Source organism: Edaphocola flava (assembly GCF_004118155.1).
GTDB classification, from domain to species: Bacteria; Bacteroidota; Bacteroidia; order Chitinophagales; family Chitinophagaceae; genus Edaphocola; species Edaphocola flava.
Genome location: NZ_SAIQ01000004.1, coordinates 244,739 through 262,848, shown reverse-complemented (window position 1 = coordinate 262,848; position 18,110 = coordinate 244,739). Strand labels below are relative to the sequence as shown.

Below are 18,110 nucleotides of genomic sequence, written 5' to 3'. Positions count from 1 at the left end.
GCCGGCAATTTCCAAATCAGCCATGCATTAAATATTATTTAATACACAGATGACGCAATTTTTAATGATTTCTTTGTACGTTTGCACTCTTAAACATTCTTGTATTTATCACAACCCCATTTTTCGTTATTAGATAGATGAATAATACTTATCGTGGTCTCGTAGATCAAACGTTCCATTTTCCTCAGGAAGATTTTGATGTGCACGAAAATTATTTACAATTCAATGGTGTAGACATTAAAAAACTTATTGATAAGTACGGTACGCCATTCAAACTTACATATTTACCGAAAATAGGGATGCAGATCAACCGGGCGAAACAGCTGTTCGCGAATGCGATCAAGAAACATAAATATCCCGGCACATACAATTACTGCTATTGCACTAAAAGTTCGCACTTCTCCTTTATCGTTGAAGAGGCTTTGAAGCATGACATCCACCTGGAGACATCTTTTGCCTATGATATAGATATCATCAGACAATTGCATGCCAAAAAGAAGATCAATAAAGACCGGTTCATCATTTGTAATGGTTATAAAACCAAACAATATACCCGTGCTATCTCCAAGCTGGTCAATGAAGGCTGGAATAAGGTAATACCGGTACTGGACAATAAGGAAGAGATTGAAGACTACCAGAAATTTGTACGCTCCAAAGAGCCGGTAAACCTGGGTATCCGCATTGCGGCCGAGGAAGAACCGACATTTGACTTCTACACCTCCCGTCTGGGTATCCGTAAAGAAGATGTACTGGAGTTCTATGTAGACAAGATCAAGGGTAATAACAAGTTTCAGCTGAAAATGCTGCACTTCTTTATGAACAAAGGTATTAAAGATGATATCTATTACTGGAGTTCTTTAAGCAAAGTGATCAACCTGTACTGCCAGCTGAAAAAGATCTGTCCGGAACTGGACAGCATCAATATCGGCGGTGGCTTCCCGATCAAGCACAACCTGGGTTTTGATTACGATTATCAATACATGGCTAATGAGATTGTATCTACCATCAAAAGCGTATGTAAAAAGAATAAAGTAGATATGCCTAACATATTTACCGAGTTCGGTTCCTTCACCGTAGGTGAGGCCGGAGCGGTAATCTATAGTGTGCTTGGCGAGAAAATGCAGAATGACCGTGAGATCTGGTATATGATCGACAGCTCATTCATCACTACCCTGCCAGACACCTGGGGTATCGGGGAGAAGTTCCTGATGCTGCCCATCAACCGCTGGGAGAATGAATACCAGGAGGTGCACCTCGGTGGCCTTACCTGCGATGGTCATGACTTCTATACCTCAGAAGAGCACATCAATGCCGTATTCCTGCCCAAGCTGGACGATGGTAATAAAGATGCACCGGCACCACCGGCAGGTACACCCACCGGAGAGAAAGAGCCATTATATATAGGCTTCTTCCATACCGGGGCCTACCAGGATCAGTTATCGGGCTACGGAGGCATCAAGCACTGTATGATCCCGTCTCCCAAACACGTTATTGTCGATATCGATAAGAACGGACAGCTGGAAGACTGGTTATATGCCAAAGAGCAGAGCCCGCTGAGCATGCTGAAGATACTGGGGTACGTAAAATAATATCCAACCAAAAGCTTTGCTCTACCGGCAAAGCTTTTTTTTATCATCTATAATTAAAAGTAAATACACATATTGTGAAAATATTCATTTCCGGCGCATCGGGTCTGCTGGGCGGCAATTGCCTGAAACACTTTAAAGAACAGGGCCACGAAGTGGTGGGTACACACCTGTCTTATGCTACAGCCGAAACCGTTTATTTCAACACATTGGATACTGCACATCCAGACAACTTCGATCTGCTGGCCTTCAATCCCGATGTGATCGTACATTGCGGGGCCCTCACGCATGTAGACTATTGCGAGACCAATATTGAAGAGAGCTATGAGAAGACGGTACAAAGCACCATCAACCTTGTAGCATGGGCTAAAAAATGCAATGCCAAACTGGTCTATATCTCTACCGATTATGTATTTGACGGTGCGGACGGACCTTATACCGAAGCTGCGCCACTAAACCCACTGAGTGTTTACGGAAAGCACAAACTGGAGGCAGAACAACTGGCGGTGCAGCAATTGCCGGACACGCTGGTACTGCGCATTACCAATGTGTATGGCGATGAGCTGAGGGGTAAAAATTTTATAGCCCGCATTATAGAGCAGTGTACAGCTGGTCAGCACCTGACGCTGAAACTACCTTACGACCAGTTTGCCTCACCGACCAATGCCTGGGATATAGCCCGTGCTATGCTGGTATTGCTCGAAGATGGTAAATCTGGTATATATCATATCGGCGGCAGCGATTATATGAATCGTGTAGAACTGGCCCAGCGCGTGCTCAGCTACTACCCTGCGGCAACCTACGACCTGATCCCCACAGATACAGCCAGCCTTAACCAGCCCGCAGCCCGTCCACTACTGGGTGGTTTTGTAAAGCTGAAGTTTGCCAGCGAATACCCAACCTTCCTGTTTGGTACTGTAGATAGTTATGTGGCTGCTAAAGTAAAAAATCAATAATAAATATTTCGAAAAGACTAAGATACTGGCGCGCGTTTCAGGACGCGCGCCAGTATGCGTAAAACGGACAGATATGATCAGATACCTGCTTTGCCTGCTGGCAATCGTTTATGGCCATGTACTGTATGCACAGAACCTGAGCTTCGAGGAAGTTATGGACTTACAGCAAAAGAACCTATCGGAGGTAAAAGGGTTTCTTACAGCCAGAAACTGGGAATTCCTGTATACAAGTCTTAGTAAAGGCAGGTATAGCATAAGTACATTTATGTATAAGCAAGAGGAACAGAATAAGCATACAGCGTCATATGTACATTATGCCCATTCAAAACAGCATGATAACAGGACAATAAATATACAGATCAACAACCAGGACGTATATAACCAGTATATATCTATGATTTTGGCCCGTGGTGTTACACTGATCGACAGTAAGACTAAACGCAACATTACCCTAAGTACATACCAGGATGCAACATTTACTTTTATAGCAAGTACATATAAGCCAAAAGATTTGACGGATACCTATCCCAGGTACAGCCTCTTAATACTACGTAACGAGGATTATAAGTCCAGACCTTAATTTGCTGAAAGCTGTTGAGGATGAATGATAGCGTGCATTTTTTTTGGGGTTAATAGAAGAAACCCTGTTTAACGGCCAAATAACGATAAAATCGACAAGCGAATAACAAAAAAATATAGTTTTGCCTTATCAATAAAAAGCGGGTTTTCTTTACAGATTTACATGAAGAGTGAATAATTGCAACAAACCAAAGAAAGTCTAAACAGAAGTAAATGATTTTAAGTAAGAGCGATCAGATTTGATCGCTCTTATTGTTATTAAGGATCCTTCTGGCGTGAGTGTACCGAAGGGTCACTCACGTCTAATAATTCCGGCCCCGATTATATCGGGGCTTTTTGCATATAAGGCCCGATACAATCGGGACAGATCTTCGGGGTCATAGTTGTCCATACGAGCGGAACGAAGTGCAGTCGAGAAATCTCCTCATAGATGTTCTGCATAGAAGGAGATATCTCCATTCCGCTGCGCTTCAGTCGATATGACGAAGTGAATGTTCCCGTCGTTTCGAGCGGAACGAAGTGTAGTCGAGAAATCTCCATTCCGCTGCGCTTCAGTCAATATCGAAGCGGGAGGCCATGCCCGGCAGTGCTACTCCCCCCACCTCAGAGGTGGGCGCGGCTACCCACAACCTTAATAGAATCTGATAAAAACCTAAATGAACGCGGTATAAACCTAAATGAAGCCGCAAAAAAGCAAAATAGAGGGTAGACAAAAGCTTAATGAACCCGTAAAAAAGCTGCATCGACGCAGCTTTTTGCTTAATTGCATTTCTCAAAAAGCTACGCGCGCTTAGAAAAAAGGTGCATCCAGCCACTGCAAACCAGAATGGGATTAAGGTTTTTAGTTAATGCAATTAAGCTTTTCGGCGGGTGCAATAAGTTCCGCAACAGCTTCATTTTGCTTTTTGTTAGTCACATAGGGCACATGGGCGCGCCGGCCGGGCTATCTTACGGCAGCAGGTAGTTTTTCAGCAACTGCATTAAGCTTAGTTGCGGCGGCATTCTGGTCTGCAGCGGGTGCATTGACCAGTTGTATAACCAGCCGCTGCTTACCGGGAGTAACCTGTATATGCTGACCGGGAGCAAAGCCACAATCGGCAAGCCACTGACCGCTTATCCTTATCATGGGGTATACAACCCGGGTCTTGTATAGTACATTGCCACCATAGAAGACCATGCGATCATATATCTTTACAATACGCGCTTTCTTAGCAGCCAGGCTATTAGGTTTCTTAGCCATAAAATGTGTGTTTTAGTTATGGTACAAAACTGGTGCTACGGGCAGGTATAAAAAAGGCACTACAGGAATAATTTAGCTGCATGACGGTATATTTTAGACCATTGCATATAATGTAAATTATAGATCAAAACCGTACATTTGTAAACAATGAAAAATATAACTATGCCACACAAACAAATACATGAAGGCCGCAACGTAAAGCGCTTTCGCGAGATGCTGGGTCTAAAGCAAGATGCACTGGCCTTTGAGCTGGGCGAGGACTGGCACCAGAAGCGGGTATCGGTGCTGGAGACAAAAGAGACGATCGAGCTGGATTTGCTGCAGCGCATTGCAGACATTATGCACCTGCCCGTAGAGGCCTTTCAAAACTTTGATGAGGAGCAGGCGATCAATATAATTTCTAACACTTTTGATAATGGTGCAATTTTGAATGCGGTTAACCATAACCCAATCTTCCACCCCATTGATAAGTTAGTACAACTCCACGAAGAGAAGATTGCCCTCTATGAGCGCATGCTCAAGGAGAAGGACGATATGATGCAGCAATTAAAGCAATTGATAAATAAGTAATACTAATAAAGGAGCCTCTCAGGCTCCTTTATTGTTTGTGTGTAGCACCACTCACGAGGGAACGAAAGAATAGTATCTCATTGTTATAAGTACAGGCGATTTATTAAAAACCTAACTCTTAGATAGCTATTCTCTATTTAAATAATGCAATATACGAGCTAATACCTGAAAGAATGGTAGCGAATTGTGCCGCTTTCTCAGGGAAACTAGACTTAATGCGCTCCAACTCATATTCTAACTTTTCAATGTTTTTAATAAACAGTTCTTCTTGAGCGACAAAGCCCTTCCGAGCATAAAAATCGTATGCATTTGCGTTTAGTGTTAAAGCATCAAATCCCTTAGTATCAAAAAGATTAATAAAACCTAATGAATTAAATTGGTCAAGAATCATTTTAATGAATAAAGGATTAATTTCTAATACATTAGTGACAGATGCTATGTCCATTTCAATTAATTCATTTTTAGATCCTTGTTCAAGTAGATAATGTAATAAACTATCCTTCATTTTGGGTGTAATAAACTCCATAATAATAATATTTAATTCAAAATTAAATATTATACATTATTTTTCAAATGCATGTGAAGAAGTAGTGGGTAATTAAATCTTTCTTAATATTTACCACTGCTGGTGCATGTGTCTCTGTGAGTGTCTTTAATACCTTACTAGCGTGAGTGTACCTTCGGTACACTCACGTCTACATAATTTCTGCCCCGATTATATCGGGGCTTTTTGCATATAAGTCCTGATACAATCGGGACAGATCTTCGGGGTCTTAGTTGTCCTTGCGGACACTAAGACCAGACAAGTAGTGAACCTTACCGTCGTTTCGAGCGGAACGAAGTGCAGTCGAGATATCTCCTCATTGCTGTTCTGCATAGAAGGAGATATCTCCATTCCTCTGCGCTTCAGTCGATATGACGAAGCGAGTGTTCCCGTCGTTTCGAGCGAAACAAAGTGCAGTCGAGAAATCTCCTCATTGCTGTTCTGCATAGAAGGAGATATCTCCGGTCCGCTACCCTACAGCCGATATGACGAAGCAATCATTACACAATAAAAGATCGGCCGCGAATATCTCGCGGCCGATCTTTTATGTATGGGTATTCATTATTTACTTAACAAAACACATCCGGGTCGGGGCCTACACGCTGGCCCTTGTCCAGCTGGTCGATGGCTTGCATATCTGCCGCATCCAGTTCAAAGTCGAAGATCTGACTGTTTTCTATAATACGTTCCGGGGTTACACTTTTAGGAATAGTAACAATTCCGTTCTGTACATTCCAGCGCAGCACGATCTGTGCTATGCTCTTACCATACTTAGCCGATAAGGTTTCCAGTAGTGGTATGCCGAAGATGCCACCCTGCATGAGCGGGCTCCAGGCCTCGAACTGTATGCCCTGAGCCTTGCAGTATTGCTGTAAAGATGATTGTACCAGGTACGGATGGTGCTCCAGCTGGTTCACCATAGGCCTGATCTCTACCGATGGCAACAGATCTTCCAGGTGGTGCTGTAGGAAGTTACTCACCCCAATGGCCTTGACACGACCCTCGGTATACAGGCGCTCCAGTGCCCTCCAGCTCTCTTTGTACTTGCCCTTTACCGGCCAATGCACGAGGTACAGGTCTATATAATCAATATCGAGGTTGCGCTGACTCTGGTCAAAAGCCCGCAGGGTATGGTCATAGCCCTGATCATCGTTCCACACTTTGGTGGTCACAAACACTTCTGACCGTGGAATGCTGCTGTTGCGCACACCGGCGCCTACACCCACTTCGTTTTTATATAATGTTGCGGTATCTATATGACGGTAGCCATTGTTCAGGGCAAAGGATACGGCCTCTTCTACTTCAGCTCCTTCTGTCGTCTTCCATACCCCCAGGCCCAGTACAGGCATCTGTATACCATTGGCTAATGTTACGTTCATCATCTGTTATTATACAATTACTCTTTCAATAAGGTTTTCGCCAAAGGCATAAGGCAGGTATGCCAGCGATGGCACCGGTCTGGTAATGATGAGGCTGGCGCGCTTACCTACAGAGATGCTGCCCATCTCCTGCTCCAGCTCCATAGCTGCCGCACCGTTCAGGGTCTGTGCATTTACCGCCTCTTCGGGGGTCATGCGCAATTGCGTACAGGCAATCGTAAGCAGGGTATTCATATTGCCGGAAGGACAAGTACCCGGATTGAAGTCTGAGGCCAGGCATACAGGCAGATCTGCATCGATCAGCATTCTGGCCGGTTGGTAGTGCATACCCAGGAAGAAGGCCGCACCAGGCAGTAAGGTCGGGATAGTATTGCTGCCACGCAGTGCCTCAATCTCTTCCTCACCCATGCTCTCCAGGTGGTCTACACTTACGGCATTATACTTAACGCCTACCTGCACGCCGCCGGAGCGGTGCAGCTGGTTGGCATGTATCTTTGGTTTAAGTCCGTGTTTCAGACCAGCTTCCAGCAATTGTTCGGTCTCTGCTACAGAGAAGAAGCCTTGCTCGCAAAACACATCCATATAGTCGGCCAGTCCCTCACCTGCCACCAGTGGCAGCATTTCGGTAATGATCTTATCTATATATGCCTGATGGTTTTCTTTGTACACCATCGGGAAGGCATGCGCTGCCAGGAAACTCGATTTTATAGGAATATGCGGATAATCTTCTTTCAGTCTGCGGATCACACGCAGCATCTTAAGTTCGCTCTCTGTGCTCAGTCCATAACCGCTCTTGATCTCAATAGCACCGGTACCCAGTTGTATGAGGTGCTCCAACCGGCCTGCGGCCTGCTCATATAACAGCTCTTCGGGTGCTGTAGCCAGTTTGGCAGCAGAGTTCAGAATACCGCCGCCCTTAGCCGCGATCTCGGCATAAGACAGTCCGTTGATGCGGTCTACAAACTCCTGCTCTCTCGATGCGGCAAATACAAGGTGTGTATGAGAGTCTACCCAGGTAGGCAGCACAATACGGCCGCTGGCATCGATCGTTTCATTGATCTGCAGCATCGGCAGGGCCGACATAGGTCCATAAGAATGTATACGATCTCCTTCTAATATCAGATAAGCATTTTCGATCTGCGGGAGGTATTTCATCTGGTGGCCCGACACCCTGGAAATGGCTTCATCTCTGACTTGTACAAGCGTTTTAATATTGGCGATGAGTGTAAGCATAAATATCTGTCTGATTATTTTACAAAGAAAAGAATAAAAACTTAAGAAATCGACCAACTTTTTATAACTTTATCACGTCTATAATCTATTATAGATCACCTTTTTAAGTTTATTTGAATGAAAAAGAAGATACTATTTCTCCTATGTACCGGTATGTTAGCCGGTTATACCATGAAAGCACAGACTAATACCGGGGCAGTAAACCCAAAAATTACTGCTGTCTACGGTACTCATGTCAATACACTTATGAGCCAGGACCCGCAAAGACTGACCCTGCTCAATCAGCTATTGACCGACCGCATCCAGATTATGGAACTGGACCAGGCCACTGCAATGGATAAATTTCCGGCGCTCTCTAACCAGCCCGTGTTCAATAAATATGTTCCCGGTCTGACTGTAGATGCTGTATACAATCCGGCAACGTTCAATCCGTTGAAATACAATCTTTCATTTTTTAATTACGGCGATGTGGGTTATTGGATCGATGGTACCAACAAGGTACTGATGATCAGAGGAATGAAAAACTTTATTAACCCCTAAGCCCGTTTACTATGAAGAACTTTTATAAACAGCTTTTTGCATTTCTTTCCGTTTTCTGTGCAGGCTTTATACAGCAGGCATTTGCACAAACGACTGTATTAATGCCTACGACCGGTAGTACTACCGTGAGCAACTGTATCGTCAACTTTTATGACGATGGCGGTGCAGCAGGTAACTATTCCAATAACGTGAATGGTACCATCACTTTTAACCCTGCAACACCTGGTACACAGATCAGCACTACATTCTCGGCCTTCTCGCTGGAGAATAATGCGGATTATCTGTATATCTATAACGGTACTACTACTGCTGCCCCACTGCTGGGTGGGTATACTGGTACCACTCTGCCTCCTACCATTACGGCGAACAATGTTAGCGGTGCATTGACCTTTAAAATGGTCAGCGATGCTACTACTACCGGCACTGGTTTTGCAGCAACTGTTACCTGTCTCATTCCATGTAGTGTAGACTCTATTTCTTTTATCACCTCACCGGCGCATACGCAGATCGGTCAGAACCGTGTGACAAAAGCCTGTATTGGTCAGAACATCTTCTTTAACGGTGTGCCGAGCTTTGCTCCTAATACCGATACTACCAATGTGATCTATAAATGGGACATGGGAGATGGTACGATCTATAATACCAAAACTGTAAACCATAACTATACCGCTACCGGTATCTATAATGTTGTGCTGCGTGTAACAGATACGCATGCGATCTGTACCCGCGTAAAAGCAATGAAAGCATTCATTTCTGATGAAGCGAATTTTGCCGGCACCCGCCCTTCAAGAGACACTATATGTCAGGGAGATACAGTACAATTCTTTGGTGTTGTAAACTTTGACAAAATCCGCGAAATCTGTGCGCCTCCTGTAGCAGATACAACCTTCCTGCCGGATGGTAGCGGGGTATCTTATATGACCAGCGTTACCGCTGACTGTTTTGATCCTGCAGCTACGATTACTCAGGCTACAGACATCGCCCGTGTTTATGTAAATATGGAGCACAGTTACCTGGGTGACCTGGAACTGAAAATTATCTGTCCTAACGGTCAGTCTGCAGTGATGAAGGAATACCCCGGTGGTGGTGGTACCTTCCTGGGCGGCCCTAACGATCCGGGCCCTGGCGATAACATTCCGGGTATCGGCTGGACATACGAATTCAAACAAAATGCAGCATGGGGCACCATGCTTACCCAGAATGGTGTAGGTGGCTTCCTGGTACCCTCTCCGGGCCTGACTCCCGGTAACTCTCTGCCGCAGGGTGCTTATAAACCATTCCAGAACTTCAGCAGCCTTATCGGTTGTCCGCTGAACGGTAGCTGGACGATCCAGATCACCGATAATCTTGGTTCTGACAACGGATTTATCTTCTTCTGGGGTATCGAGTTTGACCCTAGCTTCCAGTCTAACCTGGACTCATTCCAGAACTATGCTGTATCAGCTGCCTGGAACAATGACCCTACTATTATTGCTGCAAACGGTACTAACATTACTGCTGAGATTGATACCTTCGGTCAGAAATGTTACACCTTCTCCGTAACCAATGACTTTGGCTGTACCTTCGATACTACTGTTTGTGTGTTTGTAAAACAAATGCCGTTTACAGAAATGCATGACTCTATCTGTCCTGGTCAGGATCTGTTTGGTTATACTGAGACCGGTACTTATATCGACACATTTGCAGCTTTCAATGGTTGTGACAGCTTACGTATCTTACACTTATTCAAACGCCCTATCCTTGATTCTGTAAGCCTGGGTATGGATCGTGTAGTGTGTCAGTATGATAGTGTACGCCTGGAACCTATGGTATTACCTTACGGCAGTAACTATATTTATGAGTGGAGAAGATTCCCTGACATTAATGTGATCAGTACGGATGCCAACTATCTCTACCAGGCCAACCAGACCGAAGAATATGTAGTTTCGGTAAAACCTCCGAAAGGATGTTTCAAATCCGATACAGTACAAGTGATTGTTAATCCTGGCGATTTCTTAGTCATGGCGCAGAGCGATACGGCTATATGCCCGCGCAATACCGTACAACTCGGGGCCACAGGTGCTGCAACATACCACTGGTCTCCAAGCCTGTATCTCAATGATGCCAACATTGCCAATCCTATTGCCAGCCCTACGACCACTACTACTTACCGACTGGTAGGTGTAAGTGAAAAAGGCTGTACCGATACACAATTTGTAACCATTACCGTTCATCCAGAAGCAGTAGTTAACCTGCCGGATTCGATCAATATCTACCCTGGCGAGACCTACTTTATGGAGCCTGGCGGTAACTGTGTATACTTCCAATGGTTCCCGGATGCGGGCCTGAGCAGTGCACAGATCAGCAATCCTAAAGTTAACCCTGATGTAAATACCCGTTATTTTGTAACGGCTACTACAGAAAACGGTTGTACTATTACTGATTCTGTAGATGTACTGGTGAAAAATACTGTGATCGATATGCCGAATGCATTTGTACCAAACAACACCAGCTTCAAAGCAAGTGTGAGAGGTATTGCCAAACTGCATTCCTTCCAGATCTTTAACAGATGGGGTGAAAAAGTATTCGAAACCACAGATATCAACAAAGGTTGGGATGGCTTCTTCAATGGTAAGCCGCAGCCAATGGGTGCTTATATCTATGTGATCGATGCCGTTACCACAGAAGGTAAACCATTTAAGAAAACGGGTTCAGTAACCCTTGTCAGATAGTTTTTTGTTGTTTATTTATCCCAAAGGTTCGTAGCATCTGCTATGGACCTTTTTTTATGTACATAACATTAAAATCAATGTATTAATAATAGATAAGCAAGATGCTAAATCGAAACAATTCTGTTACCTTTGCCCGGAACCGAACTACATATCCAATTAGTATATTAGTATGAAAATAGGATTAATCAAAGAAGGCAAGATACCCACTGATACCAGAGTAGCACTGACTCCCGACCAATGTATGGATGTAATGCGTACCCATCCGAATATCTCCATTGTTGTCCAACCCTCATCCAACAGATCTTACAGCGACCAGGAATATATAGCTGCGGGTGTACCCATGCAGGACGACTTAAGTGATTGTGATGTATTGCTCGGCATTAAAGAAGTTCCGGTTGCAGACCTGATCCCGGACAAGACTTATTTCTTCTTTTCTCATACCAAAAAGAAGCAACCTTATAATCAGAAACTCATGCATACGCTGATCGAGAAGAAGATCACGATGATTGATTATGAAGCGCTGACTTACGATAACGGACAACGCATTATAGGCTTTGGATTTTTTGCCGGTGTGGTTGGGGCACACAATGCCCTGCTGACTTATGGTAAGAAATCTGGTTTGTTTGAACTGAAACCGGCACACGAGTGCCGCGATATGGCTGATATGGTGAAACAATACCGCCATATACAATTGCCACCGGTGAAGATTGTGGTAACCGGCGATGGTCGCGTGGCAAATGGTATCCTGCACGTAATGGAGATGATGGATATTGACAGTGTGGCACAAAACGACTTCCTGGATAATGAATATCCTCACCCGGTTTATACCAACCTGAAGAACGAACTGCTATACCGCAATAAGGAAACACACGAATTCCATCGCAACGAATTTCATGAGCATCCTGAACAATATGAATGCCTGTTCCACCCTTACATTAAGGCCGATATACTGATCAATGGTATCTACTGGGATACGAAGATTCAGCGCCTGTTTGAAAAATCAGATGTAAACGATCCGGCATTCAAACTGAATGTGATCAGTGATGTTACCTGTGATATTGATGGTTCTGTACCCGTAAATATGGGGGCTTCTACCATTGCAGATCCGGTATACGGTTATGATAAAAAGACCGGACAGCAGACTGCACCGTTTATCAATGATGATTCTATTATTGATATCATGGCGGTAGATAATCTTCCGAACGAATTGCCGAGAGATGCCTCTAATATGTTTGGAGATCATATCATCAAACACATCTTACCGGAACTGATTGCCGGCGATAGTACCATACTGGATCGGGCAACCATCTGCAGCAAAGGTAAGCTGGGCAGCCATTTCGAATACCTGAGCGATTACGCGTATAAGGCGTAGATCATAATCCGCTTTAAGGAAACAAAGACTAGGACTATTTCTTTAGTTTGTAATTTTAATTATTTGCTACCTCTTTGCCTTGATGCAAAAGGTAGCGCCAAAAAATCAAGGCTGTATAAATCCCTGGCTAAAAATCAATGTGTCGGTCGGTCGCAAACCAGACTCGCTTCGTTCAGACAATGGTTTCCGACTTTATCGACCGAGCCAATGATTTTCTTGACGCCGGATTTATAAGGCCTTTCTAAGCGATCTGTACTTGTACGGATCGCTTATTGTTTTCATCACAGCGATAGCCATTTTGGTTGGAGCTGCGAACGCATCACACGTTAAGCTCAGACGATCAATGCACGCAACGGTACAAAATGGCGGTGCTATGCAATCGCCTTGATGAAAACAAAGGCATTTTTGGTCCTTTTGTTGCCGGACAAAAGGACGAAGAAAATAGGTTACTACATGCGGATAGTCAGTATACAAAATTTAAAAAGCCAAAAAGCAGCAGTAGGTGTACTGTTGCTTTTTTTATGTGTACATTTTTTATACCAGCCATTCTTTAGTATCTTCGCGCCGCCGAAGGTTTCTTTCTATAAGAATTAATAGGGAATCTCGTGATAATCGAGAGCTGTTCCCGCAACTGTAAGATCCGCTACAAGGTCATATCTGCAATACCACTGTCATAATTGATGGGAAGGTGATATGTCCGGATCAAGCCAGGAGACCTGCCTTCACGCATTTGTATATTAAGTTTTCGGAGAAAAAACGATAATATAGTCATGTATCCCATCATGGTTCCGCATTACTGTATCACTCCGCATTGAATTTTGTCGTCTAAATTTTAATAGAATACAATGAAAAAGTTACTTTTTCTGGCTGCGGCTGTATGCAGTTTTCAGTGGGCCCAGGCTCAAGTCAAAAATTTCTCCCTGCACGTTGTTGCCGAGGGCAACTACGGTACACCCAATGGTGATGTCTATAAGGTAAGTAAGACCGGCTCTTCATTTATGGCAACCGAAGGGCCATTATACCAGATCGCAAATGCTACTGTGGGTATCGATGTACTACAGGATTTTGAGATCTTCGGAAACAAAGCCATTCTTTGCGGTAAGGGTGCTGCAACCACCAAAATGGCCATCACTACCTTCCCTGGTTTTGACACTATAGCTACTTTTAATAATGCCACCTTCGGCGCTGGTATTCAGTGTCTTGGCAAAGCAAGTAATACTAAGGCTTATGTAAGTAAGGCAACCGGGGCTAACCCTTTTTCTATGGTTGATCTCACCAATAATACCGTTGTTCCGGTAATCGATCCGGCCTCTGCCCTGTCTTCTTATGCAAGCTATATGGTTCCGGCCAATGGATATATGTACATTGCTATCGGCAGTAAGATTGTAAAAGTGGATACCGCAACCAATACGGTAACTGGCACCATTCTACCCGGACTAGGCAGCATTGCTGGTATGGAATATGACTCGGTACGCAACTGCATCTGGCTGCTGGGTAAAGTAGCCAACGTATCTACCATTGTAAAAATGGAGCCTGCCAGCAATGACCTGCTCAATACACCAATCACCCTGACTGGTGTGACCAATGCAAAACTGCTGCGTTATGGTGCAAACAAATTATATTTTGTATCCGGTACCAGCATACACGCATACAGCATTACCAGCCCGGTATTACCGACCACAGCAGTATATACCACAACACTGCCGGGTAACTCCTTCAGCATATTCTATGGTAAAGCATTTGGCGTAGACCCGGTATCCGGCGATTTTGCGATAGCTGCTGTCGGCAACTATGCGGTTCCTTCTATGTATGAAATCGTAGATGGTACCACTTATCAGCGTATTGATTCCGGTTCTGTAGAAGGGCATATTGCAAATGAACTGATCCTGCATACCTGGATCTATACTCCGAGCTGGGACACTACTGCCCTGCTGCATGTTTATGCAGCCTGCGATACAACCCTGACCGCACCTACGGCGACCTACGATTTGAATACCATTACCGCTACGACAAATGATCCGGTTAGTTATAATACACCGGGTACCTACACGGTAAACTGGACCTATACATCCGGCAACAATACCATAAGCCAGCAGCAGCAGGTAACCATACAGGATACTATTGCCCCGGTTGCAGTAGCAGATACCCTGCCTAACCTGGAAGGAAACTGTCCGTATGTACTGGTGGCCCCTGAAGCTACAGATAATTGCGGTGGCACTATCACAGCTACTACCGACTCTCTGACCTATACACAAGCGGGTAACTATGTCATTACGTGGACTTATACCGATCCATCGGGCAACAGCAGCACACAAACACAGCAACTGCATGTGATCTGTGGTGGTACGGGTGTAAAAGATGCGGTACTGGCAGCAGCCCGTATCTATCCTAACCCGGCCAATAATGCATTGCACATCAGCCTGAATCAAAACGGCGGCACCTACAGCATCAGCCTGACCGATATGATAGGCAAGCAATGGCTGAACCAGACTGCAACTGGCAGTGAGATTAGCTTGCCGGTAGCACAGCTGCCACAAGGTGTATATGTACTGCATATCAGCAAAAAAGGAAGCACTGAAATACTGACTCAGAAAATAATTATTTCCAGAAAGTAATACACCTCTAGATTTATACACAAGTACGCCCCGGATCTCTATCCGGGGCTTTTTTAGATACCAGAATAACTATTGTTTTCGTTACTTTTGTACACCCGATCACACGCATATATACATACCCATATGACACCCGTAAAACCAGCTGCTGCCATACAAATGGTAGACCTTAAAGGACAATATCTTCACATCAAAACAGCCGTGGATGCGGCCATACAGGAGGTCATTGACAGTACTGCGTTTATTAAAGGGCGTGCTGTTCAGGATTTTGCAGGGGAACTGGCAAGCTACACTGGTGCTGCGCATGTTGTGCCTTGTGCCAATGGTACAGATGCACTACAGATTGCACTGATGGCGCTGGATCTGCAACCCGGCGATGAAGTTATCACGCCCTCATTCACTTATTTTGCGACTGCAGAGGTTATTGCCTTGCTGGGACTGAAACCGGTATTTGTAGATGTAGATCCTGATACGTTTAATATCAGTATTGAAGCGGTAGCACGAGCGATTACGGCGCGTACCCGCGCTATTGTGCCGGTACACCTGTTCGGACAGTCGGCCGATATGGAGTCTTTACTGCAACTGGCGCAGCAGCATAATATTGCTATTATAGAAGATAATGCACAGGCGCTGGGCGGCAGTTATACTTTTGCTGACGGACGAACAGTCCATACCGGAACGATGGGACATATGGCATCTACTTCATTCTTCCCTTCTAAAAACTTAGGCTGTTATGGAGATGGCGGTGCATTATTTACTAATGATGAAGCACTCTTTACTGCAATGAATATGATCGCCAATCATGGTCAGCAAAAGAAATACCATCATGAACGCATTGGCTGTAACAGCAGACTGGATACTATACAGGCCGCAATCTTAAGGGTGAAGCTGCCACAACTGGATCAGTACTGTGCCGCACGCATTGCTGTTGCGGAGCAATATAATACTGCTTTTGCAGAGAATCCTAATATCAAAACTCCATACAAAGATCCGAAGGTTACACATGTATACCATCAGTACACGATGCAACTGGCCGGGCATATCAATCGGGCACAATTACAGGCCAGGCTTAAGGAAGCGGGTATTCCCAGCATGATCTACTATCCTGTGCCCTGCCACATGCAGGAGGCTATGAAGCCTTTTGTGCCTGCCGGACTACAACTCCCGGTTTCGGAGCAATTATCCAGAACTGTTTTATCGCTACCGATACATACAGAGATGGAGGAGGAGATGATTCAATACATTAGTACTATGGTCAATCAATATACACAATCATAAAGAATAAGCCCCGGCATGTGCCGGGGCTTATTCTTTATATGTATTACAAGATCAATGCTCCTGTTAAGGCAGTAACAATACCGGTGGTAATACGGTTATATTCCCGAAGGTAACTGAAACATTATTGACCACCTGGTCATTAAAACCAGTAGCAGCATCTGCATCAAACCATACATTATAGGTGCCCTGTGGCAATCCCGAAATCAGGAAATTACCCGCAGCATCCGGAATAGCAGAAAAGGTATCTGTACCGGAGATAGCATAGATTATGGTGTTGGCAGTCATGGGTAAAACATTACCTTGTATACGGCCATTGGTCAGATCACTGTAAGCACGAATCACGGGCTTCAGGTTATAATTTCCCGAACCTGTTGCTACTACTGACTTACCCGCATCGAAGTCCAGCCATATGGTATAAGACTTACCCGCTTCCAGTGTGGTATGCAGATTCAATTTCAGTCCGCTTTGCTGGCCCGAAGGGGTATTGAGCGGATGGCTTACACCGCCTACTACTACACTATTCTGACTACCCAATATCAATCTGATCTGGCTGATCTGCCCCGGAGGCAATAAGATATCACCCATAAGCGTATCAATACCATTGCTCAGCTCTATAAGATTGTATACGCCCGGAACAACAGGATTCAGCGTATGCCATTCATTATTTACATTAAATTCTATGCGTTGAATATCAACATAGACAGCATCGTAAATGCCCGGCGCATCGGTCAGCATTACTTTCACCTTTGCCTGACCATCTTTGTCTTTAGAACAGGAATAAATACCCATTACTGACAAAACGAGCATTAATAAAACAGCTATTTTTTTCATTTTATCCCTCCCGTTTTTTATATAGTTGAAAATAAATAGTTTCTGAAAGCCATTTAAAGCTTCCAGAAACTATAGGTTTACCTGATTGGTAAGTTAATATTGATGTTTACACTGCCATTCGGCGGATAAGAGTTGTAGTAACGTCTCCAGTAGCGCTCCGGTCTGGTCGTCAATGGAATATCTGAAACGATTTGTACCCTCGCCCTATTCAGGTTTACACCAGACATATATGGTGGCGGTACTGCACTGAAGATCCAGGCACTGTTATTCCAGTATACATATCCGTTACGGTACGGATCATAAAATGCATAGTAATCCGGGAAATAAACGTGTTGTTTCATACGATAGCCATGAGCCGGTGCCCAGGCAGGAGGGCCGCCTCTGCGGTATCCTTTGTCACGGTATACAACCGTTTTCCGTGATTGTTTATATACGTGTTTGTCTTGTCTGCCACGATCGTTTCCTCTATACCCATCACGGTCATTATCATGTCCGCGACCCTTGCCTTGATTTCCGTGTCCGTTGCCATGTCCTCTTCCTTGTGCTGCTACATCTGTTACCTGCGCCATGGAGAACATCATGAGCGCTCCTAAAATGATTAATCCCTTTTTCATAACCTTATGTTTTAATAGTTTACCCTTTGATTGCATAGTGCTGTCAAAGGTTTAAAAAGGAGGAG

At 44.5% G+C, this 18,110-nt stretch carries 15 protein-coding genes and 1 riboswitch; of the genes, 9 read left to right on the top strand and 6 right to left on the bottom strand.

Going from position 1 to position 18,110, the window contains the following annotated elements; all coding sequences use genetic code 11:
- The first annotated feature begins 137 nt into the window (after positions 1-137).
- The 3 genes from EMP01_RS13345 to EMP01_RS13335 all read left to right on the top strand — a co-directional run bounded on the left by EMP01_RS13345 (position 138) and on the right by EMP01_RS13335 (position 3,122).
- Entirely contained in the window at positions 138-1,589 is a 1,452-nt protein-coding gene (locus EMP01_RS13345; RefSeq protein WP_129022049.1) for a type III PLP-dependent enzyme domain-containing protein, read from the top strand.
- A gap of 74 nt (positions 1,590-1,663) precedes the next feature.
- Complete coding sequence (locus EMP01_RS13340) at positions 1,664-2,542, top strand: SDR family oxidoreductase (protein ID WP_161971337.1); 879 nt, start codon at positions 1,664-1,666, stop codon at positions 2,540-2,542.
- 73 nt (positions 2,543-2,615) lie between these two features.
- Entirely contained in the window at positions 2,616-3,122 is a 507-nt protein-coding gene (locus EMP01_RS13335) for a hypothetical protein (RefSeq protein ID WP_129022047.1), read from the top strand.
- Between the two features lie 942 nt (positions 3,123-4,064).
- Here EMP01_RS13335 and EMP01_RS13330 read toward each other — a convergent pair.
- Positions 4,065-4,361, bottom strand: coding sequence for a SymE family type I addiction module toxin (locus tag EMP01_RS13330; RefSeq protein WP_202616077.1), 297 nt, complete (start codon positions 4,359-4,361; stop codon positions 4,065-4,067).
- Positions 4,362-4,523: 162 nt separating this feature from the next.
- Here EMP01_RS13330 and EMP01_RS13325 point away from each other — a divergent pair, with 162 nt between their 5' ends.
- Positions 4,524-4,931, top strand: coding sequence for a helix-turn-helix transcriptional regulator (locus tag EMP01_RS13325; protein ID WP_129022046.1), 408 nt, complete (start codon positions 4,524-4,526; stop codon positions 4,929-4,931).
- Between the two features lie 133 nt (positions 4,932-5,064).
- Here the strand turns inward: EMP01_RS13325 and EMP01_RS13320 are convergent, their stop codons facing one another.
- From EMP01_RS13320 to hutI, 3 genes are all read right to left on the bottom strand, one after another.
- Positions 5,065-5,457, bottom strand: coding sequence for a hypothetical protein (locus EMP01_RS13320; RefSeq protein WP_129022045.1), 393 nt, complete (start codon positions 5,455-5,457; stop codon positions 5,065-5,067).
- A gap of 587 nt (positions 5,458-6,044) precedes the next feature.
- Positions 6,045-6,857 (bottom strand): aldo/keto reductase, encoded by an 813-nt coding sequence (locus tag EMP01_RS13315; protein ID WP_129022044.1) that lies wholly within the window; start codon positions 6,855-6,857, stop codon positions 6,045-6,047.
- A gap of 6 nt (positions 6,858-6,863) precedes the next feature.
- Positions 6,864-8,087, bottom strand: a complete 1,224-nt coding sequence (gene hutI / locus EMP01_RS13310; RefSeq protein ID WP_129022043.1) for an imidazolonepropionase — start codon at positions 8,085-8,087, stop codon at positions 6,864-6,866.
- A 117-nt stretch (positions 8,088-8,204) separates the two neighbouring features.
- On the opposite strand from hutI, the gene EMP01_RS13305 reads away from it, so the two are divergent.
- From EMP01_RS13305 to EMP01_RS13285, 5 genes are all read left to right on the top strand, one after another.
- Positions 8,205-8,627 (top strand): hypothetical protein, encoded by a 423-nt coding sequence (locus tag EMP01_RS13305; protein ID WP_129022042.1) that lies wholly within the window; start codon positions 8,205-8,207, stop codon positions 8,625-8,627.
- An 11-nt stretch (positions 8,628-8,638) separates the two neighbouring features.
- A complete protein-coding gene (locus EMP01_RS13300; RefSeq protein ID WP_129022041.1) occupies positions 8,639-11,338 on the top strand; it encodes a PKD domain-containing protein in 2,700 nt (899 codons plus the stop codon).
- Positions 11,339-11,507: 169 nt separating this feature from the next.
- Positions 11,508-12,710 (top strand): NAD(P)-dependent oxidoreductase, encoded by a 1,203-nt coding sequence (locus tag EMP01_RS13295; RefSeq protein WP_129022040.1) that lies wholly within the window; start codon positions 11,508-11,510, stop codon positions 12,708-12,710.
- 554 nt (positions 12,711-13,264) lie between these two features.
- Positions 13,265-13,448, top strand: a riboswitch (cobalamin riboswitch).
- A gap of 107 nt (positions 13,449-13,555) precedes the next feature.
- Positions 13,556-15,325 carry a T9SS type A sorting domain-containing protein gene (locus EMP01_RS13290; RefSeq protein ID WP_129022039.1) on the top strand — a complete coding sequence of 590 codons (1,770 nt, stop codon included), beginning with the start codon at positions 13,556-13,558 and terminating at the stop codon, positions 15,323-15,325.
- A 123-nt stretch (positions 15,326-15,448) separates the two neighbouring features.
- On the top strand, positions 15,449-16,600 hold the full coding sequence (locus EMP01_RS13285; RefSeq protein ID WP_237559540.1) for a DegT/DnrJ/EryC1/StrS family aminotransferase: 1,152 nt from the start codon (positions 15,449-15,451) through the stop codon (positions 16,598-16,600).
- Positions 16,601-16,663: 63 nt separating this feature from the next.
- On the opposite strand, the gene EMP01_RS13280 is transcribed toward EMP01_RS13285, so the two are convergent.
- Together EMP01_RS13280 and EMP01_RS13275 are read right to left on the bottom strand one after the other, a co-directional pair.
- Positions 16,664-17,431, bottom strand: coding sequence for a DUF4382 domain-containing protein (locus EMP01_RS13280; RefSeq protein ID WP_129022038.1), 768 nt, complete (start codon positions 17,429-17,431; stop codon positions 16,664-16,666).
- A gap of 77 nt (positions 17,432-17,508) precedes the next feature.
- Positions 17,509-18,045 (bottom strand): hypothetical protein, encoded by a 537-nt coding sequence (locus EMP01_RS13275; protein WP_129022037.1) that lies wholly within the window; start codon positions 18,043-18,045, stop codon positions 17,509-17,511.
- Positions 18,046-18,110 lie beyond the last annotated feature (65 nt).

What these genes read in the sequence shown, in the direction of transcription:
- EMP01_RS13345 (WP_129022049.1), top strand. Translation starts at nt 138, where the DNA reads ATGAATAATACTTATCGTGGTCTCGTAGATCAAACGTTCCATTTTCCT.
- EMP01_RS13335 (WP_129022047.1), top strand. Translation starts at nt 2,616, where the DNA reads ATGATCAGATACCTGCTTTGCCTGCTGGCAATCGTTTATGGCCATGTA.
- EMP01_RS13330 (WP_202616077.1), bottom strand. Translation starts at nt 4,361, where the DNA reads ATGGCTAAGAAACCTAATAGCCTGGCTGCTAAGAAAGCGCGTATTGTA.
- EMP01_RS13325 (WP_129022046.1), top strand. Translation starts at nt 4,524, where the DNA reads ATGCCACACAAACAAATACATGAAGGCCGCAACGTAAAGCGCTTTCGC.
- EMP01_RS13320 (WP_129022045.1), bottom strand. Translation starts at nt 5,457, where the DNA reads ATGGAGTTTATTACACCCAAAATGAAGGATAGTTTATTACATTATCTA.
- EMP01_RS13315 (WP_129022044.1), bottom strand. Translation starts at nt 6,857, where the DNA reads ATGATGAACGTAACATTAGCCAATGGTATACAGATGCCTGTACTGGGC.
- hutI (WP_129022043.1), bottom strand. Translation starts at nt 8,087, where the DNA reads ATGCTTACACTCATCGCCAATATTAAAACGCTTGTACAAGTCAGAGAT.
- EMP01_RS13305 (WP_129022042.1), top strand. Translation starts at nt 8,205, where the DNA reads ATGAAAAAGAAGATACTATTTCTCCTATGTACCGGTATGTTAGCCGGT.
- EMP01_RS13300 (WP_129022041.1), top strand. Translation starts at nt 8,639, where the DNA reads ATGAAGAACTTTTATAAACAGCTTTTTGCATTTCTTTCCGTTTTCTGT.
- EMP01_RS13295 (WP_129022040.1), top strand. Translation starts at nt 11,508, where the DNA reads ATGAAAATAGGATTAATCAAAGAAGGCAAGATACCCACTGATACCAGA.
- EMP01_RS13290 (WP_129022039.1), top strand. Translation starts at nt 13,556, where the DNA reads ATGAAAAAGTTACTTTTTCTGGCTGCGGCTGTATGCAGTTTTCAGTGG.
- EMP01_RS13285 (WP_237559540.1), top strand. Translation starts at nt 15,449, where the DNA reads ATGACACCCGTAAAACCAGCTGCTGCCATACAAATGGTAGACCTTAAA.
- EMP01_RS13280 (WP_129022038.1), bottom strand. Translation starts at nt 17,431, where the DNA reads ATGAAAAAAATAGCTGTTTTATTAATGCTCGTTTTGTCAGTAATGGGT.
- EMP01_RS13275 (WP_129022037.1), bottom strand. Translation starts at nt 18,045, where the DNA reads ATGAAAAAGGGATTAATCATTTTAGGAGCGCTCATGATGTTCTCCATG.